General features: G+C 58.9%; 14 protein-coding genes. 10 read left to right on the forward strand and 4 right to left on the reverse strand.

Going from position 1 to position 19769, the window contains the following annotated elements:
* Positions 1-117: 117 nt before the first annotated feature.
* The 8 genes from AB4136_RS32685 to folD all read left to right on the forward strand — a co-directional run bounded on the left by AB4136_RS32685 (position 118) and on the right by folD (position 9738).
* The gene (locus AB4136_RS32685; protein ID WP_441932273.1) at positions 118-1299 is read left to right on the forward strand and encodes an ethanolamine utilization protein EutH; all 1182 of its coding nucleotides are present in this window, start codon (positions 118-120) and stop codon (positions 1297-1299) included.
* A 35-nt stretch (positions 1300-1334) separates the two neighbouring features.
* Positions 1335-2102 (forward strand): N-formylglutamate amidohydrolase, encoded by a 768-nt coding sequence (locus AB4136_RS32690; RefSeq protein WP_047627419.1) that lies wholly within the window; start codon positions 1335-1337, stop codon positions 2100-2102.
* 274 nt (positions 2103-2376) lie between these two features.
* Positions 2377-3744: a glutamine synthetase family protein gene (locus AB4136_RS32695; protein WP_047627420.1), complete on the forward strand. Its 1368-nt coding sequence runs from the start codon at positions 2377-2379 to the stop codon at positions 3742-3744.
* Between the two features lie 10 nt (positions 3745-3754).
* The gene (locus AB4136_RS32700) at positions 3755-5149 is read left to right on the forward strand and encodes an aldehyde dehydrogenase family protein (protein ID WP_047627422.1); all 1395 of its coding nucleotides are present in this window, start codon (positions 3755-3757) and stop codon (positions 5147-5149) included.
* 58 nt (positions 5150-5207) lie between these two features.
* Positions 5208-6476 carry a serine hydroxymethyltransferase gene (gene glyA, locus AB4136_RS32705; RefSeq protein ID WP_047627423.1) on the forward strand — a complete coding sequence of 423 codons (1269 nt, stop codon included), beginning with the start codon at positions 5208-5210 and terminating at the stop codon, positions 6474-6476.
* Between the two features lie 64 nt (positions 6477-6540).
* The gene (locus tag AB4136_RS32710) at positions 6541-7920 is read left to right on the forward strand and encodes an L-serine ammonia-lyase (protein ID WP_047627424.1); all 1380 of its coding nucleotides are present in this window, start codon (positions 6541-6543) and stop codon (positions 7918-7920) included.
* Positions 7921-7987: 67 nt separating this feature from the next.
* Positions 7988-8869, forward strand: a complete 882-nt coding sequence (gene purU / locus AB4136_RS32715; RefSeq protein ID WP_047628736.1) for a formyltetrahydrofolate deformylase — start codon at positions 7988-7990, stop codon at positions 8867-8869.
* Positions 8870-8871: 2 nt separating this feature from the next.
* Complete coding sequence (gene folD / locus AB4136_RS32720; RefSeq protein ID WP_047627425.1) at positions 8872-9738, forward strand: bifunctional methylenetetrahydrofolate dehydrogenase/methenyltetrahydrofolate cyclohydrolase FolD; 867 nt, start codon at positions 8872-8874, stop codon at positions 9736-9738.
* A gap of 168 nt (positions 9739-9906) precedes the next feature.
* Here the strand turns inward: folD and AB4136_RS32725 are convergent, their stop codons facing one another.
* Both AB4136_RS32725 and AB4136_RS32730 read right to left on the reverse strand, forming a co-directional pair.
* A complete protein-coding gene (locus AB4136_RS32725) occupies positions 9907-10290 on the reverse strand; it encodes a hypothetical protein (RefSeq protein WP_047627426.1) in 384 nt (127 codons plus the stop codon).
* Between the two features lie 307 nt (positions 10291-10597).
* Positions 10598-13549, reverse strand: a complete 2952-nt coding sequence (locus AB4136_RS32730) for an NAD(P)-dependent oxidoreductase (protein WP_047627428.1) — start codon at positions 13547-13549, stop codon at positions 10598-10600.
* 376 nt (positions 13550-13925) lie between these two features.
* On the opposite strand from AB4136_RS32730, the gene AB4136_RS32735 reads away from it, so the two are divergent.
* Complete coding sequence (locus tag AB4136_RS32735) at positions 13926-14708, forward strand: DeoR/GlpR family DNA-binding transcription regulator (RefSeq protein WP_047627430.1); 783 nt, start codon at positions 13926-13928, stop codon at positions 14706-14708.
* A 4-nt stretch (positions 14709-14712) separates the two neighbouring features.
* On the opposite strand, the gene AB4136_RS32740 is transcribed toward AB4136_RS32735, so the two are convergent.
* Together AB4136_RS32740 and AB4136_RS32745 are read right to left on the reverse strand one after the other, a co-directional pair.
* Positions 14713-15942, reverse strand: a complete 1230-nt coding sequence (locus AB4136_RS32740) for a hydantoinase/carbamoylase family amidase (RefSeq protein ID WP_047627432.1) — start codon at positions 15940-15942, stop codon at positions 14713-14715.
* A 109-nt stretch (positions 15943-16051) separates the two neighbouring features.
* Positions 16052-18499 (reverse strand): GcvT family protein, encoded by a 2448-nt coding sequence (locus AB4136_RS32745; protein WP_047627433.1) that lies wholly within the window; start codon positions 18497-18499, stop codon positions 16052-16054.
* Positions 18500-18707: 208 nt separating this feature from the next.
* Between AB4136_RS32745 and hisN the strand changes: the two genes are divergently transcribed.
* Positions 18708-19484 (forward strand): histidinol-phosphatase, encoded by a 777-nt coding sequence (gene hisN / locus AB4136_RS32750; protein ID WP_047627436.1) that lies wholly within the window; start codon positions 18708-18710, stop codon positions 19482-19484.
* The last annotated feature ends 285 nt before the right edge of the window (positions 19485-19769 follow it).

A 19769-nucleotide genomic window follows, 5' to 3' on the forward strand; every position in this document is an offset into this window, starting at 1 on the left:
TCCAGCGGGAGGAATGATCGGCCTCGTGATCCAACACCAGCCGCACCGCACGCTCGCGCACCTCAGGGGAAAACTTGTTCGTCGTTTTGCTCGTCATGGCTCCATCCTATTTGGAAGTTGGAGCCTCCGGCAAACCCGGGGCGGTTCAAGGAGTTTCTCGAAGGACTCCACAGCATTGGACCTATCTTCGTTCCGGTGGCCGGTATTATGGCATCTGCGCCTTACCTCTCGGCGTTCGTGCGAGAATACGTCGGTCCGTTGATGCAAGCGGTCGGCGCCGATCCGGCGATCGCCGCTACGAGCGTGATCGCTAATGACATGGGCGGCTACCAGCTCGCCCACGCGCTGGCCACAAGCCCGAATGGATGGGTTGTCGCTACGGTCATCGGCTTCATGGCTGGACCAACCATTGTGTTTTCAATTCCGGTCGGTTTGGCGATGTTGGAAAGAAAAGACCACCGTTACATGGCGCTCGGCGTGATGTACGGCCTCTTGAGCATTCCCGTCGGCGTATTCCTCTCCTGCCTGGCGATACTCGTGTTTCAGCCTCCGATGAGGGCCGAGATAGGCATTACCGGCGCGACTCAGCCCATCTTGCTGGACATGCCGACGGTGTTGGCAAACCTCGCTCCACTTGCGGTTTTCTGCATCTTGCTCGCGATGCTCCTTCGCCTGGCGCCTCGTATCGTCGTGGCGGCATTCCTCCTCTTTGGCCGGATGATGTACGCCGCAATCACCATCGTCCTTGTTCTTTCGGTGGTCCAGTACTTCACCGGATTGCCAGAAAAGATCTTTGGCGGCTGGGGCTTCGATCCGATCATTGCGGATAGCGCCGACCAGTTCCGCGCGTTGGAGATAGCGGGCTACATTGGTATCATGCTCGCTGGCGCGTTTCCGATGGTCTATTTGATCAAGCGGTATCTTTCGGCGCCGATGGAAGCGATCGGCGGACGCATCGGCCTGGGAGCTGCAGGCGCTGCGGGCCTGATTGCGGGCGCAGCGAACATTCTTGCACTTTATCGGCTGATTGCCTCGATGAAGCCGATGGACAAGGTCCTTTGCATCGCATTCGCGGTCTGTGCGGCGTTTTCGTTCGGCGACCACCTCGCCTTTGCGGCGAACTTCCAGCCGGCGCTGATCCCGTTCATCCTCCTAGGCAAGCTTGGCGGCGGCGCAACCGGCTTCCTGCTTGCCAAGACACTAGCCGGCCCTGCGGTCAAGCAGTTGTCCTCTTCGGAGAGCGACGAGCAACCATCCGTGCGTGCCGAGGGTGACGTCGCGACCCAGCAGGCAGCATGACGACTAATTACCCCTCTCAAATACCGGAGAAGACAATGTCTCAAATAAGCCAGTCTCAACTGCTGGGACCAGACGACGGGCCTGCCTTTTCCGTGCATCGCCCCGACGGGGGGAGCCCGATTATCCTTCTTTGTGAACACGCGTCGAACAGCTTGCCAAAAAGCTTGAAGCAATTGGGCGCTTCATCCGAGACGATGTCGAGCCATGCGGCCTGGGATCCCGGAGCCCTCCAAACGGCGCTTAAGATGTCCGAAAAGCTCGATGCGACCTTGGTACAACAGCGCTTCTCGAGGCTTGTATACGACTGCAACCGCCCGCCGACGTCGGCAACGGCCATGCCAGCAAAAAGCGAAGTTCACAGCATTCCGGGGAACGCAAACCTCTCCGCCGCCGAGCGGTTCGCCCGGACCAGCGAAATCTACTGGCCGTTTCATCACGCGGTGTCCGACGTGATCGCACGCCGCGCGTCCGAGGGGCGCGAAGTTGTGATCGTGACAATTCATAGCTTCACGAAAGTGTACAACGGCGCGGTCAGAGACGTTGAACTCGGTATTCTTCACGATGCGGACGCACGCCTCGCCGACCGAATGCTGGATGCAACCAAGGACTCCAAGCAATTCAACACTCAGCGAAATGCTCCTTACGGACCTCAGGACGGCGTCACCCACACGCTACAAATCCACGGCATCGCGACGGGGCTGGAAAACGTAATGATCGAAATCCGGAATGATCTCATAACCGACGATGCCGGACAGCTCGCCATGGCAGAGTATCTATCCAAGGTACTCGAAGCGTCCCTTTAGCACCCTGACGCTCATTGCATGCGGCGCCCCTTACGCGTCGCATGCGTCTCCAATGCAAAGAGATAACCTCAAAAAGCGCGCCTTAAAGTCACTATTACCATCATATAATGTGGCATTATGTGGATTTGTATTGACATGCGAGGCTTTGGGGTTTTAGCTGCGATTCAACGATCGACACCTCAACACATTCCCTCATCGCTTTTGCTTCGACCAGCACCGCGATCGGGATGCGGCGAGGCTCCGGCGACGCCCAACAAAATCTCGAGGGAACCCCATGGAATTTTCAGACGTCAAAGATGCTGCGGGCTTGAAGCAGTTGCTGCAGGAGCGGCCCTATAGGCACATCAAGGTCGGCGTGTTCGACATCGACGGCGTGCTGCGCGGAAAGTACATGTCGCCTGACAAGTTCCTTTCTTCCATCGAAAATGGGTTCGGATTTTGCGACGTCGTTCTCGGATGGGATTCGAGCGACCAACTCTACGACAACACGAAGCTCACCGGTTGGCATACCGGCTATGGTGACGCGCAGGTCAGGATCCTCCCCGAAACTGCACGGGAAATACCCTTCGAGCCCGACACCCTCTTCGTATTGGGCGAGTTCGCGGGCAAACTTGAACCGCTCTGCCCCCGCGGCGTTCTCAAACGTGTATTGAAAAAGGCCGAAGAACTAGGCTTTCAAGCCAAGGCGGCATGCGAGTTCGAATTCCTTGTCGTCGAAGAAACGGCAAAGTCCCTTTCCGACAAGCGTTACCGCAACTTATCGCCGCTCGGCGTCGGAAACTTCGGCTATTCCGTTATCCGCAATTCAGTCAACACACCATTCTATCATGGCATGCTGGATCTCTTCGAGGACATGCGCATCCCAATCGAGGGACTCCACGAAGAGACCGGTCCGGGAGCGCTTGAAGCAGCGATCGGCGTAGACGACGCCCTGTCCGCCGCGGACAAGGGAAACCTCTTCAAGACTTTTGCCAAGATCTTCGCGCAGCGGAACGGCCTTTTCACAAGCTTCATGGCCAAGTGGGACAGCTCGTTCCCAGGTCAGGGCGGGCACGTCCACGTATCGCTCGTCGACAAGAACGGCAAAGGTGTATTCCACGACCCCAGTGCGGATCGTGCCATCAGCGAGACCATGTTGCACTTCATCGGCGGCCTCCAGAGACTGGCGCCCGCCCTCGCAGCATTCGCCGCGCCAACGGTCAACTCATACCGACGGCTCGTGCCGGGGTACTGGGCTCCGACGGCGGCGACCTGGGGCGTGGACAACCGGACCGTCGCAATTCGCGCGATCACCGGAAGCTCGAAGTCGCAGCGCGTCGAATTCAGAATTCCCGGCGCGGACACCAATTCGTATCTGACGTTGGCGGCCGCACTTGGCGCAGGCCTCTGGGGCATCGAAAACCGCATCAAGCCGGAGACGGAGCTTTCGGGCAACGCATACCAGATCCCCACCCCGGAGCATCAGCAACTCCCGCGGACGCTGACCGACGCGGCTGCGGCGCTCAACAATTCCGAGGAGGCGAAGGAGATCTTTGGAAAGACTTTCGTCGAGCATTATGCAGCAACCCGCGACTGGGAAGACCGCGAGTTCCGGAAGCAAGTCACCGACTGGGAGCTTTCCCGCTACTTCGAAATTATCTGAGGACCATGAAATGACCGATACCCAGCGCACTATTTCCCCTGTCGACGGGACAGTCGTCGTCGAACGAAAATATGCTGCCTCGCAGGAAATCAACGCTGTCTTGGACGCTGCCGTTTGGGCGCAAAAATCGTGGAAGGCTACAACTCTAGCTGAACGAGTTGAGATCTGCGAGAGGTTCGCCCAGTATCTGCTCGATCATCAGGAAGAAATAGCGCTCGACATCACGCGTCAGATGGGCCGTCCTATTTCCCAAACGCCAGGTGAAGTACGTGGTTGCGTGGATCGCGCGCGTACCATGATCGAGCTCGCACCTGAAGGGCTCGCCGACGTCCGCCCAAAGGCGCGCGACGGCTTTGACCGATTCATCCGGCGCGCTCCCGTCGGTGTCGTTTACGTGATTGCACCTTGGAACTATCCTCTTCTCACCGCAATCAACACGATCGTTCCTGCAATCTTGGCAGGCAACGCGGTCGTCCTCAAGCATGCGGCCCAGACGCCTCTCTGCGGCGACGCTTTCGCCAAGGCGTTCGAAAGCGCCGGTCTTCCGAAAAACGTGTTTCAGGCGCTGGTGGTTGACCACGCCGACGCGGAGCGCATCGTCGGTGATCGACGGATCAACCATGTTGCCTTTACCGGTTCGGTTCGCACTGGCCACCTCGTCCAGAAAGCAGCGGCCGAAAGGTTCATCAGCGTGGGCCTTGAACTCGGAGGCAAGGACCCAGCATACGTCCGCGCTGACGCCGACATCGCGTTTGCAGCGGAGAATCTGGTCGACGGCGCGTTCTTCAACAGCGGCCAGTCGTGCTGCGGGATCGAACGAATCTACGTTCACGCAAGCGTCTACGACAAGTTCGTGGAACGCGCGGTGGAAATCGCGAAGGAATACAGGCTGGGCGACCCCATGGATCCGAGCACAAATCTCGGGCCTGTTGTCAGCGCTTCCGCCGCCAAGTTCATTCGCGGACAGGTCGATGACGCTATTGCCAAGGGCGCGAAGGATCTCGTTCCCATTACGACCTTCGAGAAGGATCGCCCTGAGAGCGCTTTCGTGTCGCCTCGAATCCTTTCCAATGTCGACCACGGCATGCGCCTCATGACAGAGGAAACCTTTGGACCTGTCGTTGGCATCATGCGCGTGGGAACCGACGAAGAGGCTGTCAATCTCATGAACGATAGCGACTTCGGCCTCACGGCATCGATCTGGACGAGCGACGTTGCGGCGGCCGAAGACCTGGCTGACAAGATCGAGACCGGCACCGTGTTCCTGAACCGCTGCGACCATCTCGATCCTTCGCTTGCTTGGACGGGAGTGAAAGACAGCGGTCGTGGCGTAACCCTGAGCGTGCTCGGGTTCGATCATCTGACGCGTCCGAAGTCGCATCATTTCCGGCTAAACACTGAATAGAATTCTTCCCTCACGTCCGCGCCAGGGAACAACCACAACACGTCCTGAAGGAGACAACATGCTTCAGATACTTCCCAAGTCCGAGATCGGCGACAGCGCCGTTGCGGCTGCAGTCGCACGCGAACTCGACCGCCAGCGTTTTCAGATTGAACTGATTGCGTCGGAGAACATCGTCTCGCCTAACGTCCTCGCCGCACAGGGATCGGTGCTCACCAATAAGTACGCCGAAGGCTATCCCGGCAAGCGCTACTACGGCGGTTGCGAATTCGTAGACGAGGTAGAGACCCTCGCGATCGACCGTGCAAAGGAACTCTTCGGCGCCTCGTTCGTGAACGTCCAGCCTCACTCCGGCGCCCAGGCCAACCAGGCGGTCTTCCTAGCTCTCCTGACACCTGGTGATCGCGTAATGGGGATGTCGCTCGCCCACGGGGGACATCTGACGCACGGCTCGCCCGTAACGATGTCTGGAAAATGGTTCGACATCGTCAGCTACGAGGTTCGTGAAACTGATCAGCAGATCGATTACGAAAGCCTTCGTGCGCGTGCGCTCGAAACCAGGCCCAAGCTGATCGTCGCCGGCGCCTCCGCGTACCCGCGCGCCATCGACTTCGCCGCGTTCCGCACAATTGCGGATGAAGTTGGCGCATACCTGATGGTGGACATGGCGCACTATGCGGGCCTCATCGCTGCCGGTGTCTATCCGGATCCGCTGCCCCACGCGCACATCGTCACGACGACGACGCACAAGACGTTGCGTGGTCCGCGTGGCGGCATGATCCTGACCAATGACGAGGCACTCGCGAAAAAGATCAACTCGGCGGTCTTCCCTGGAAACCAAGGCGGTCCGTTGATGCATGTGATCGCTGCAAAGGCGGTAGCGTTCGGCGAGGCACTGCAGCCGGAGTTCCGTGAATACGCCAAGGACGTCGTCGACAACGCCCGAGCGCTGAGCGAAGTCCTGGTCGCCGGTGGACTCGATATCGTCTCCGGCGGAACGGATTGCCACATGGTACTCGTGGACCTGAGACCGAAGGGCGTGAAGGGCCGTGATGCGGAATACGCGCTTGAGCGGGCCGGGCTCACCTGCAACAAAAACGCCATTCCGTTCGACCCGGAGAAGCCGGCGATCACCTCGGGCGTGAGGCTTGGGACGTCAGCCGGGACGACCCGCGGCTTCAAGGTCGCTGAGTTCAAGAAAGTCGGCGAACTCATCCTTCAGGTCATAGAAGCGCTTGCGACGAAGGGGAGCGAAGGCGACCCGACGGTTGAACAGGCTGTCTTGAAGGAAGTGCAGGTACTCTGTGAACGCTTCCCGATCTACGGTTAGTGGGAAGGTGCGAAACCATGGCCGGATTTGTAGCGCAACCGGCCATGGGTTGGGGCGATAGTCCATGTTTCTAAGCGTTTTCGACGTTTTCAAGATCGGTGTTGGTCCCTCTTCTTCCCACACGATGGGTCCGATGACCGCCGCCGTGCGATTTCTAGCCGCGATCCGCGACCAGAAAGTGCCGTTTGGAACTCGTATTCGCGTGAAGCTTTACGGATCGCTCGCGTTTACCGGCCGTGGACACGCCACCGATCGCGCAGTGGCACTTGGCTTGCTCGGCTTGCTACCCGCCGACCTGGATATCGACGAAGCCGGATTTCTCCTTGAGGACCTTCAGGACGGTAAGACCCTGCGATCGCCCGGTCTTCCGCCGATCACATTTGATCCGGAGACGGATGTGGTATTCGACTACGGCGATCCGCTTCCCGGCCATGCGAACGGGCTCACGTTCGACTTGTGCGGTCGCGCGGGTGAAACGATCTTTTCAGAAACCTACTATTCCATCGGCGGGGGGTTCGTGGTCACCGCGTCCGAAAAGGCGTTAACGACTAAGGAGTCTTTGGCTGCCAGCGACCGCCCCTTTCCCTTCCACTCAGCGGCTTCCATGCTAGCGATGGCAAGCATTGCAGGCATTTCCGTCGCTCAGATGAAACGTGCGAACGAGCTGGTCTCGGCCACAGCCAGGGATCTCGACGACGGGCTCGACCGCCTTTGGCGCGTCATGGATGACTGCATCGAAAGAGGATTGCGCACCAGCGGCGAATTGCCCGGAGGTCTCAAGGTAAAGCGTCGCGCCAGTGCCATTTATCGCCAGTTGTTGAGCGAACGCGGCTCCAACCAGGCTCATCCACACGTGGTAGCGGACTGGCTGAGCGTCTATGCGATGGCGGTTAACGAGGAAAACGCTGGAGGCGGACGAGTGGTGACCGCGCCCACGAACGGCGCGGCCGGCGTCGTGCCAGCCGTGTTGAAATACTTCATTAGCCATTGTGGCGGCGACGATCGCCAAAAGATTCACGAGTTCCTGCTGACTGCGGCGGCCATCGGCGGACTGATCAAGCATAACGCATCGATTTCTGGCGCCGAGGCCGGCTGTCAAGGCGAGGTCGGGTCCGCTGCGGCGATGGCTGCAGCGGGCCTATGCGCCGTGCTGGGCGGCACCCCCGCGCAGGTCGAGAACGCTGCCGAGATAGCTCTTGAACATCATCTCGGCCTCACCTGCGATCCCGTCGCAGGCCTCGTACAGGTTCCTTGCATCGAGCGGAACGGAATGGGCGCGATGAAAGCCGTTTCGGCCGCGTCGCTGGCCCTTCGCGGCGACGGAACGCACTTCATGCCCCTCGACAACTGCATCCGCGCGATGCGGCAGACCGGCGAAGAAATGAATTCCAAGTTCAAGGAAACCAGCCTGGGAGGTTTGGCGGTAAACCTTCCCGAGTGCTGACATCTACTACAGGGGCCGAGCAAACGGCCGCTGTCGCGCTAAAAAAACCAATATGGAGGTGAACGAAATGACAAACTACGTGCTAAACGTCACGAGCGACGCTAACGTTGGCATCATATCGAAGATTACGGCCATCCTAGCCGGCGCGAACAGCGAAATCATCGATACATCGCAGTTCGTCGACCGCGAATGCGACAAGTCTTTCATGCGGGTGAGCTTCACGTCGACGACCGGCGCGGACGAGAAGATCGTCAGCGATTTGGCGGCGCTCGCGTCCGAAGGAGACATGTCGTACGAACTCCACGACGCCGGTCGGCGCACGAAGGTGCTCCTGATGGTCTCTCGGTTCGGCCACTGCCTGAACGACTTGCTTTATCGCTGGAAGATTGGCGCCCTTCCGATCGACATCGTAGGCGTGGTGTCGAACCATTTCGACTACCAGAAGGTGGTCGTGAACCACGACATACCTTTCTATCATGTCGTAGTGACGAAGGAGAACAAGCCTCGTGCCGAGGCTAGTCTCATGGAAATCGTGGAGACTTCCGGTGCGGAGCTGATTGTGCTCGCCCGATACATGCAGGTGCTGTCCGACGAGGTGTGCAAGAAGATGTCAGGCCGCATCATCAACATCCACCATTCCTTCCTTCCGTCCTTCAAGGGTGCCAATCCCTACAAGCAAGCCTTCGAGCGCGGCGTCAAGCTGATCGGCGCGACTGCCCACTATGTCACAGAACACCTCGACGAAGGACCGATCATCGAGCAGGATGTTGCGCGTATCACCCACGCCCAGTCCTCCGCCGACTACGTTTCCATCGGTCGCGACGTCGAAAGCCAGGTCCTTGCACGCGCGATCCACGCGCATATTCATCACCGCGTTTTCATGAACGGCAACAAGACGATCGTCTTCCCTGCAAGCCCAGGCTCTTACGTGTCTGAAAGGATGGGTTGAACATGGCGACGATCATTGACGGGAAGGCCGCCGCTGCAATCGTCGTCGAGGAAGTCAAGCGATTGAGCGCCGGTCTTGTAGCAACTGGTAGGAAACCAGGTCTCGCGGTCGTTATCGTCGGGGACGACCCGGCGAGCCACGCATATGTGGCCGCCAAATCCCGTATGGCCAAGGAATGTGGATTTCATTCGGTTCAGGCCACATTGCCCGCCGAAACGTCACAGGAAGAACTCGCCCAACTCGTCGCGCGATTGAACGGCGACCCCTCGATCGACGGCATTTTGGTCCAGTTGCCGCTTCCGCGCCACCTGAAGTCCGACCCCATCATTCAATCCATCGATCCGTCCAAGGACGTGGATGGCCTCAACGTCGTCAACGCGGGAAAGATCGCGACGGGCGATCTCGACACCGGACTGGTCCCGTGCACTCCTGCCGGAGCCATGGCGTTGGTCAGGCAGATGCACGGACCCGACTTATCAGGCCTTCAGGCCGTGGTCATCGGTCGGTCGAACCTGTTCGGAAAACCGATGGCAACGCTTCTCCTGGCTTCCAACGCCACAGTGACCACTGCACACTCCCGCACGAAGGACATCGCATCGCTCACTCGCAACGCGGATATCGTTGTCGCCGCCGTAGGCTCGACTCGAATGGTTAAAGCGGAGTGGATCAAGCCGGGTGCAACGATCATCGACGTGGGGATCAATCGCATCGTGGAAGCGGATGGGAAGAACCGGATGACTGGAGACGTCGACTTCGAAGATTGCTCCAAGGTCGCCGGAGCGATTACGCCAGTCCCCGGCGGCGTTGGACCCATGACAATAGCGATGCTTATGGCAAATACGGTGAGGGCGGCGTCTCTTCGACGTTAGCTCAAGTTCCACCTCCGGGAGCACTATTAGGTCCGATGGCAGCCGGTAGTGAGAGAAAGTGACCTAACCGGGCATCGATCGACTGTGGTTGAAGCTCCTTTTCCAGCCAGTCACTGATCTCTTCCACCCGTTCGACAAGCTGCACGTGCCTGGCGTCGTCCTCCGCCGTCAGGCCCTTGCTAGCATGTTTTCGTTTAGGCGATCTACCCTGCCCTGCGCCCTCAGACCTTCGAACGAACGGTTTGCTATTTCGCTCAGCCACTCGCGTACCGCTTCGTCGAAGATCCATTTCGCCGCCTGTACCGTCCTGATCACGTCACGATGGGTTACCGTGGTGACCGTGCCGTCGCTGATGATTTTGAATCCGATCGCGTCGAGCAGGCCGTAAATCGCGACCCGCTTGTCAAACAAGGCGAACTGGTAGTTCGCGCCTGCTGAATGTCTGGCGATCTCATTCTGCAGTTGCATTGCCTGCATCTGTCGTTCGAGAAACAGAACCTGCTCGTGCGCGGCATCTGCCTGGCGCGCCGCCGCTCCCACCTGTTCGCTCATCACCCTGCGGGAATGCTGAAGCTCCTGGCCTTGGATCATCGTCGGGAAAAAAGCCAAAGAAACGCTAGCGGCGCGAAAACCCCCGCGAGCATGTCTCCCAGCTCGTTGAGGCAAAGTGCTAACGCATAGAGGCCCGACAGGATCACGCCTGTCGGGCCCCAGCGGCTACTCTTGATTTGTTTGCTTATCGCAGTGGGATTGGCGGTTCGGGTCACGACAGCGTCTCAATGTGTACTGAACACCGTAGCTGACCCGTCTCGAACTTGAAAGCAAGCCGGCCCCCCATTTTGGGGAGCCGCAATGCCATCTATGCCGATGGCGCGAGAAGGCCCGCGGCGCGAAGGAGATTGTTCTGGCGCATAGCGGTCTGAGTTAACAATCCGACGTAGCGCTGAACGATTGCAGTGGTGGCATGCTCACCCGACACGGCGTCGAGCGCGCCTATGATGGAACTGATGCGTTCGGAAACTTCGCGAAGCTCTCCGATAAGACCATCATGTTGCGCGACCGAAAGAAGGTCCTCTCCGGAAACGGTACCAACTCCGTTGGGCTTTTGGGTGCCTCCACAGACATATCCTGCGGGAAGATCCCCCTTGCGGTTGACCACCGTCTTGCGGTGCAGGAGAGCGAGAATTTGATCGACCGCCTGCTTGGCGCCTGCCACTCTGGTCGGGTGATCGGTGTCGGCGGCAGCGTGTGGAAGTAGCTCCAGCTTGGATCCATGCTTCTCGAGGAGCGGCAGGTATGGCTTGAGCGGTCCTGTTGGGCCGGCGTCTCCCTGGAAGATATCGGCGTCTATCGCCGCATGCCGAACCTTTCCGACCGACAGCGCTTGTTCGAGGGCGACGACATCCACAAGTTCGCCGCGATCGTAGTTGATGAGCACGGCTCGGTCATTGAGCGCGTTCAGGACTTTGGCATCGACTACGTCGAAGTTGGAGAACCGGCCAGTGACCTCGTCCTTGCGCCCCAGACCAAGATGTACCGACAACACGTCAGCGCCTTTCGCCGCTTCGATCACGGTCTCTGCAAATTCATATCCTTCTGCCACGACATTGGCCCTATGGGTCGACCGAGCATAAACGACGACGTTCATGTGGAACGCCTTCGCGAGCTTGGCGAATTCCCGGCCAATGTTACCATAGCCGAGAATGGCGACGCGTTTGCCTTCGAGCTTCTCGGTGGGATATTCGGCGAGGTTTTTTCCGGTATCGAAGTCGCCCGAAGAGACCCGCGCGTGCAGTTCGTCCACTGGAAGGTCTGGCATTACCTTCAATAGGGCCTTCATTGCCATCTGAGCGGTGGCGCGGCTGTTGATGCCCGGCGTGTTCATGAGGGCTGCCTCGCCGCCGTCGCCGTTCGGGCCACCCCACGAATTCGAAGCCATGTTCCCTGTACCGGCGCCGATGCGGACGCCACCCAGGCGAAATTTCGACTCCGCGGGAATGAAAGTCGCTGCGGCGACCACCGCATCATAGCGGCCATCGGCAGTCTGCGCCAGAATTTCGTCGGCAGTGCTAAGGTGCGGCTGATAGAAGAAATGCGTCTTTCCGCTTTCGAGCTCCGTCCCCTCGTCGAGCGGACCGGCATGGAGCTGGCCGCCCTTTTCCGCGATATAAGCCGCGGCCTCGCTATAGTCCTGTGTTCCATCTGGCCGCAGGCGCAATCCGACCGGATCAACGACGAGAACGGTGTACGTTTCTCCAGTGCTGTCCTCGGAGGCTCCCGCGTTGCTGGTTGCGAAATTGACGCCCTTCGCATGAAGTTCCTCCTCGAGGACGACGATCTTCGCGCGAAGATAGGCGTAGCTGAGGTTTTCCAGCAGCGCGACGACGTCGGACGGCTCGCGAATGCCGCCGACCCACGCCCGGTAATCCCCTGGCGTTCCAGGAAACGCATTGACGTAACGCGCTGCGTCTAGGCCCTTTTCGTACTCGCCATTTGGATGAGTTAGTCCTTCATAGCCGAGTAGCTGCTTGGACTTTGCAATGATCCTCGCGTGCATCGCCGGATCGGTTACGCCAGCGTCGTTTACCTTCAGCAAGGTCACTGCAGCGCCGCGGCGATCCTTGTCGGGAACCACAAGCGACAGAAGGCTGTTATTTTCCACCCAACGATCAACGACATCCCGGTTTTCCGCCGAGCGCCGATTGAGCTCGGCGACCGGTCCAATCGCCGCCTCCATCTGAAGCAGATTGAATGTCGTTTCCGCGAACGCGAGCGTGCTGAATGTGTTGATGACACCCCCTAGCATCTTGTCCTCGGTCGCGTCGTAGAAAGGGCCCACATCGACAGAGCGCTTGGCGCTCAATGGTTGCTTGGCGTCGATTGGCGGAGCGATCTTGAGCTGGCGGGGAATTGCCCAGGACGGGTTTTGCTGGTTCTGCTCGATAAGGCTCAAAGCCGACGGAGTGAACGAGTTCACGAAGTAGCCGGAGATTCCGCCGATGGCTTTCTGGAAGGGCATGAACAGGCAGCATTTCGCGACCGCGGCGCGCACTAGACTGTGGCCCCACGGCATCGCACCGAGCATCGACGTCGCGTCGAAGACCGCATGCCGGTTTTGCGGGTCGCCATCGAGCCACTTGAGAAGCTCGACGATTTCCTCGGTCTTGTAGGCGTTCGCTCCAGTCGTTTCGTGACCAACTCCGATGAAGATGGATATACCGAGCTGTTCGAGTTCGTTTGCGGTTGGGATCGCGCCCTCGGTCGTAGCAAAATGCAGACGGGTTTCGTCGCCGGCTTTGGCGAACCGATGCATCTCGATAACCTGCGTTGCCCAAGACTGGCGGAAAAAGCCCGCACCACCAGCGAGATCACTTTCTGGACGCGGGGTGTCCATGTAGACCCGCTGGTTCGGGTCGTTGGCGTTCAGAAGGTGCTGCACGGACACGGTGAAGCCGCTATGGCCGCCGCCAAGACCAACCGCGAGCCGATTTTGCTTGGGGAACTCAAAATACCGATGGATGGTGCGCATCATGTCGACCAGCACCTTGTCGGCCGGGTAGCCGCGATGCATGCTCCGGCTCATCTCCGAGGTGGTAAAGCCGCCGATCTCGTGCCCCATGTCGTCGAACTTGCGGTAGTTCGCCTCGAGCCAATGATCAAATTCAAGCCTACGCAGACGCGCGTCGAGCTCGTCCGTCGTCGCGTCTGTGATCGGCCCGACGCCGAAAAACGGATTGGAAGGCGCGGCCGGAGCGCCATTCTCGGTCAGGGCGATCGCTTGAAGCCTCTGCGTTTTCAATTCTTCGGTCATTAGCCTGATCCAATCTGTTCAATTCGGGGCAATCCTAACGTCAGGTCAGGGTCAATCGCAGTCATATCTGCGACATCTTGTTGCCACCACATGCCGATTTTTGTGGTTATTTGTTGCGAATAAGACTATCTTTGGCTGAATTGCCCACATTATCTCAGTTGAATACATACCCAAAATCCAACATTTCCCACAGCCCTTAAGGCCGCCTTGAGGGGGCATTCATCAGGCTGATACTAATAAATGCTCAAAATGCGTGACTTTTGTGCAATAGCGAACAAAATGTGGGATTCGGATCCTTGCAATCCCACAAAGAACCATGAAATATCGACTCAAGCGATTGTGGTTTTCACGGTCCGACCTTCAAAGGGACATAGTAATGTCATTCAAACGACAGACGGATATCTTGCAGGCCGTACGCGATGTCGGGAGCTACAGCATTTCGGAGCTCGCAGACAAGCTTCACGTATCGACCGAGACCATTCGGCGCAATATCAAGCCGCTGATCGACAGTGGAAGCCTCATTAGGTTTCATGGTGGCATCATGGACCCCGATCACGTCGACGAACCGCCATTCCAGCGTCGAATGCAAGTCAACAAGGACGCGAAGCGTAGCGTCGCAGGAATGATCGCCGAAGTCGTTAAGGATGGCGACAGCCTCATCCTCGACAACGGAACCACCACCACCTACGTCGCCGAAGCCCTGTCTCATCATTCCAACCTGACCGTCGTTACCAACTCTGCGGAGATTGCCTGCCGCCTTGCTTCGCGTAACGGAAACAGGGTGTTTATCACGGGCGGAGAACTGAGCGGCGACGACGCTTCAGCCTTTGGACCGTCAACGATCGAGTTCGTCCAGCAGTTCGAGGTCCGTTACGCGTTCATTTCCGTCGGGGGCATCAATAATCGCGGGGAACTCGTAGATTTTCATTTATTCGAGGCTGAATTCAGCCGTGCAGCGATGAAACAGGCACAGGAGACCTGGGTTATCGCGGACCACAGCAAGTTCGGCAGGGCCGCTCCCGTCAAGGTATGTGAGCTTTCTGTCGTCGATACGATCGTATGCGACGACTTGCCTCCTGTTGAGTTTCAACGAAAGTGCCGCGAGGCGGAGGTGCGTCTGCTCACCGCCGCAGACCACCTCACCGAAAAGGCAAGCTGACCATTCATGCCACGAAGCCCCTCAGGGTCTGATAGAAAACCTTGAGCCCTGCCCTCACGGATTCGGGGCTGGCGTCTTCGGCCTCGTTGTGACTTAAGCCGTCGCGCGTCTGCACGAAGAGAAGTGTCGAGGGCACGCTGTGCTGGAGGGCAAGCGCGTCATGACCGGCTACGGTCTTCATAACAGGAAGACGCATCCCCAGATCGGCGGCGGCACTCTTTGCGAACTTAACACCATCCGGGCACAGGCCAACTGGTGGGCGGAGATTGTCGCCTGCCACTTTCAATTCTACACCAAGCGGCAAACACAACTCGGATGCTGCAGCAATGAAACGGTCGCCCAAATCGTTGCAGGCCGGCGCCTCTCTCATTCGGATCTCGAACGTGACGGCCGCCAACGATGGAATGACGTTGGGTGAGTTTGGGAAGACCCGAATTGAGGCGGCGGAAGAATGTATTTCACTTTCGCCGCCGCACAGCTCATGAAACTCGGTGATGCATCGCGCGGCCGCCCTGAGAGCGTCGCGGCGCCGACGGTTTGGGGTCGGTCCAGTATGGGCGGCTTCGCCGATGAACTCCAGGGTAGTCTTCCTTGCGGCCCAAGCACCGTCGACAACCGCGACAAGCCTGCCCGCCCGTTCGAGAACGTCGCCCTGTTCGATATGAAGTTCGAGTGCTCGGACTGGTCTGAGCGACATCCGGCCCCGTCCGAGATATCCAATTCGATCCAACGCCTCTGCTACGGAACATCCGGCGTCGTCGCGGATCCTCAATGCATCGATCATCGTTATCTTGCCGGCAAAGACCGAACTTCCTAGTAAGCTGGGCTGAAATCTTGCACCCTCTTCGTTGGTCCAATTCGCGACCGCGATATTGTGCCGGAAGGATATGCCGTGAGCGTTGCGAAGCAGCGCTCGGACCGCGGTCATCGCCGCCGCGACACCATAGGTTCCATCGAAGCGACCGCCCGTGACCTGGCTGTCGAGATGCGACCCGGCGAGAACGACGGTCTCCGCTCCCGGCGCGGTTTTGACGATGCCCAGCATGTTGCCAATCCCGTCGATGATCGGTTCCACCCCCAGGTCGACCCTGAACCTCGCGGCCAGGAAATCCCTGGCCTCACGGTCGGCATCAGATCCCGCCAATCGACAGACGCCGCCGCGAGGGGTCGAGCCGAACTCTGCGAAATCAGCCATGAGAGATTGGAAGTAAGCAAAGTCGTCGTCTTGCAGCATATGGTGAATAGGCCTGTGAAAAGACCACCGGTGTCGCGGCCAGACACCGGTGGTCGCCTCGCGCCACCTGCAGGGGGCAGGTCCCGCTGGCAATGGTGAGAAGACGGAATTACACCTTGATGCGTTCCATGCGCGGATCGAAGAGCGGTTCCAGATGGACCGAGCATTTCACCCGTTCCCCCGCCACCTCGAGCTCGTAGGAACCCGTTTTCACAAACTCTTCGTCGAGACCCGTCTGCGGCTGGCGGACATAACCCATGCCGATCGACTTTCCGATCGTGTGCCCAAAGCCGCCGCTGCTCAGCCAGCCGACACGCTCACCATTACGGTAGACCGTCTCGCGGCCAAGCAAGATGACCTTGGGATCGTCGACGGTGAAGGTTGCCAGGATACGCTTGAGCTTGCCGTCACGCTGCTTTTCGAGCGCCTCGCGTCCAAGAAACGGAGTGTTCTTCTTCAGCTTCACGGCCCAGCCGAGACCCGCCTCGAGAGGCGTGTAGTCCGGACCGATGTCCGACCCCCAAGCGCGATAGCCCTTTTCGAGACGCATGCTCTCGATTGAGCGATAGCCGCCGTTGATGATGTTGAATTCGGCGCCGGCTTGCATGATCGCGTCGTAGACCGTCGCCCCGAATTCGACCGGGAAGTGAAACTCCCAACCCAGTTCGCCGACGTAGGTGACGCGAAGCGCCATCAGCGGAGCACCCGCCACATGGATCGTTCGGACCTTGCCGAAGGGGAAGCCGGCATGCGAAACGTCATCCTCCGTCAGCTTCTCGATGACCTTACGGGCGTTCGGCCCCATTAGGCTGAGAACGGCGTAGCCAGACGTCACGTCGATCAGGTTCGCGTCCAAGCCCTTTGGAATATGACGACGGATCCAGTCGAAGTCGTGGGTCGCGAAGCCGGTGCCGGTGACGATGTAGAATTGGTTCTCGGCAATGCGCCCGATAGTCAGGTCGCACTCGATGCCACCCTTGCTGTTGAGCATCTGGGTGTAGATCAAGCTGCCGACCGGCTTGGCGACGTCGTTGGCGCAGATCCAGGAGAGCGCCTCCTCGGCGTCCTTGCCGACCATGAGAAACTTCGAGAACGAGCTCTGATCGAAGACGGCGACGGATTCGCGGGTCGCCCTGTGCTCGCGGCCCACCGCGCCGAACCAGTTCGGACGCTGGAACGTGTGCTGGTCGACTGGCTCTTCACCCTCTTGCGCGAACCAGTTCGGGCGCTCCCAGCCGAGCTTCTCTCCGAAGCAAGCGCCCTGCGACTTGAGGCGATCGTAGAGAGGAGAGCGGCGAGCTGGACGCCCGCTTTTGTGCTCTTCGTTCGGCCAGGCGATCGTGTAGTGCTTGCCGTAGGCTTCGAGCGTTCTCTCGCGAACCCAGCCAATATCCTGGGCATTGCGGCCGAACCGGCGAATATCGACCGGCCACAAGTCGTAAGGAGGCTCGCCGCCGGCGACCCAATCCGCAAGCACCTTCCCCGCTCCACCGCCGGAGGCGATGCCGAAAGCGTTAAAGCCTGCGCCAACGAAGAATCCATCCACCTCGGGCGCCTCGCCCAGGATGAAGTTGCCGTCCGGAGTGAAGCTTTCGGGCCCGTTGATAAGCTGCTTGACGCCTGCCGTCTCGAGCGCCGGAACGCGTCCGAGCGCGAGCTCCATGAGCTGCTCGAAATGGCCAAAGTTGGACTCAAGAAGCTGGAACTCGAAGTTGCGCGGCAGCCCCTTGACGGCCCACGGGATCGGATTGGGCTCGTAACCGCCCATGACAAGCCCGCCGACCTCCTCCTTGTAGTAGGTAAGGCGATCGGGGTCGCGTAGCGTCGGGAGATTTGATGCGACCCCTTCAATGCGCTCTGTAACCATGTACTGATGCTCGACCGACACCAGAGGAACATTAACGCCTGCGAGTTTGCCAACCTCGCGCGCCCACTGGCCGGCGCAGTTGATTACATACTCGCACTCGATCCGGCCGCGGTTCGTAACGACCGCCTTCACCCGCCCCTTTTCCACAACGATCTCAGTCACGTCGGTGTCTTCGATGATCCGGGCGCCGTTGCTGCGCGCGCCCTTGGCGAGCGACTGGGTGATATCAGATGGGCTTGCCTGACCGTCGGTCGGCAGGAACGCTGCGCCGATGACGTCGGAGATGTCCATCAGAGGCCAAAGGTCCTGCGCTTCCTTCGGGGTGAGCAGATGCATTTCCAGGCCGAACGACCGCGCGGTGGTTGCCTGACGTTTTACTTCCGTCCAGCGCTCTTCATTACATGCAAGGCGTAGGCCACCGTTCATTTTCCAGCCGGTCGCCAGTCCGGTCTCGGCTTCCAGGGTCTTGTAAAGCTTGACGGACTCGCCAAGCAACTGCGTGATGTTGGCGCTCGAGCGAAGCTGGCCAACCAGACCTGCCGCATGCCACGTGCTGCCCGATGTCAGCTTCTTGCGCTCCAGGAGCACCACGTCAGTCCAGCCAAGCTTGGCCAGATGATACGCCGTCGACGTGCCGATGATACCGCCGCCAATGATGACGGCTCTGGCCTGCGTTGGAAAATTCGTCATTTGGGTTCCCCCGTCTCTCGCGCGTTGCGCATATGGCTTTCTTGTACGGATGCAGCGCTAAGTCGTGCAACATCTTGTGGAGATTGGTGCCCCGTTACGGTTGGAAAGTCAACATGTATCCACATTTTTTGAGCGACAATTGTGCATATACGTGGTTTATGTAGGCAAACCTTTGTACAAACCCACAATAAGCACAATGGAGACGGCAATGCTTTCAAACGGAATGGAAGACTATTCGGAATTCGCGGAGGAATTGGCGGATCTCGCCCGTTCGCTGGCACTTCAGCACTTCAGGAAGACGGTGAAGTTCGAACGCAAGGAGGATGAAAGCCCAGTGACTATCGCGGACAAGGCGATCGAGCGCGCCATGAGGGAAGCAATCGAGCGGCGCTATCCAACGCATGGCGTTTTTGGCGAAGAAACTGGCAAAACGGAAGGCGGCAAGGAGCTGTGGGTTTTGGATCCGATAGACGGCACCAAGAGCTTCCTGACGGGAATGCCGTTATTCGGCGCACTTATCGCGCTTCTGCAAAATGGAGAGCCATCGGTCGGTGTAATCGAAATGCCAGCGCTGGGCGAACGGTGGGTCGGCAAAAAGGGCGGGACAACGCTCAACGGCGATCCAGCAGTCGTAAGCAACTGCAAGGTTCTGGCGGATGCCAGAGTCTACACCTCATCGCCTGATTTCTTCCCTTCGGCGGAAGATTGGGAGCGGTACGATCGAATGAGCCGGTTGGCTGCTATCCGGCGCTTTGGCGGGGATTGCTACCAGTACGCTCTGCTGGCGTCCGGATTCTGCGACCTGGTGGTCGAGGCGTCGCTCATGCCATACGACTTTCTCGCCTTGGTTCCGGTAATTGAAAACGCGGGCGGCCGCATTACCGATTGGGATGGCAAGCCTCTTACAGTTGATTCCGGAGAACACGTGGTCGCGGCAGCAAGTCCCTGGCTGCACGATGAAGCGCTCAAGGCGCTAGCGCGCTAACAAAAAAGCGCTCGCGGGATTACCCGCGAGCGCCGCCATCCGACTTCTCTACCTAAGCCGAAAGTCTCGCCATCGCTTTTTCAAGGCGCTGTAGGTAGTCCTCGGTATAGGTTTCGTAGTCGAACGATATTTCGGAGTGAACCGCGCCGGGTTTGCCAGAGGCCGTTTGGTTTAAGTTATGCGGCCATGGCTGGTTCTTCCAGCATGGCGTAGTAGCGTTCCTCGGCTTCGGYTGGCGGGATGTTGCCGATAGGCTCCAGCAGCCGGCGGTGGTTGAACCAGTCG

Source organism: Mesorhizobium sp. 2RAF21, assembly GCF_052115345.1.
Lineage (GTDB): Bacteria > Pseudomonadota > Alphaproteobacteria > Rhizobiales > Rhizobiaceae > Mesorhizobium > Mesorhizobium terrae.

Coding starts and splice junctions, on each gene's coding strand:
- AB4136_RS32745 (WP_047627433.1), bottom strand. CDS start 18,499: ATGACGAATTTTCCAACGCAGGCCAGAGCCGTCATCATTGGCGGCGGT.
- AB4136_RS32700 (WP_047627422.1), top strand. CDS start 3,755: ATGACCGATACCCAGCGCACTATTTCCCCTGTCGACGGGACAGTCGTC.
- AB4136_RS32730 (WP_047627428.1), bottom strand. CDS start 13,549: ATGACCGAAGAATTGAAAACGCAGAGGCTTCAAGCGATCGCCCTGACC.
- purU (WP_047628736.1), top strand. CDS start 7,988: ATGACAAACTACGTGCTAAACGTCACGAGCGACGCTAACGTTGGCATC.
- AB4136_RS32725 (WP_047627426.1), bottom strand. CDS start 10,290: ATGAGCGAACAGGTGGGAGCGGCGGCGCGCCAGGCAGATGCCGCGCAC.
- AB4136_RS32710 (WP_047627424.1), top strand. CDS start 6,541: ATGTTTCTAAGCGTTTTCGACGTTTTCAAGATCGGTGTTGGTCCCTCT.
- AB4136_RS32690 (WP_047627419.1), top strand. CDS start 1,335: ATGTCTCAAATAAGCCAGTCTCAACTGCTGGGACCAGACGACGGGCCT.
- AB4136_RS32740 (WP_047627432.1), bottom strand. CDS start 15,942: ATGCTGCAAGACGACGACTTTGCTTACTTCCAATCTCTCATGGCTGAT.
- hisN (WP_047627436.1), top strand. CDS start 18,708: ATGCTTTCAAACGGAATGGAAGACTATTCGGAATTCGCGGAGGAATTG.
- AB4136_RS32735 (WP_047627430.1), top strand. CDS start 13,926: ATGTCATTCAAACGACAGACGGATATCTTGCAGGCCGTACGCGATGTC.
- AB4136_RS32695 (WP_047627420.1), top strand. CDS start 2,377: ATGGAATTTTCAGACGTCAAAGATGCTGCGGGCTTGAAGCAGTTGCTG.
- folD (WP_047627425.1), top strand. CDS start 8,872: ATGGCGACGATCATTGACGGGAAGGCCGCCGCTGCAATCGTCGTCGAG.
- glyA (WP_047627423.1), top strand. CDS start 5,208: ATGCTTCAGATACTTCCCAAGTCCGAGATCGGCGACAGCGCCGTTGCG.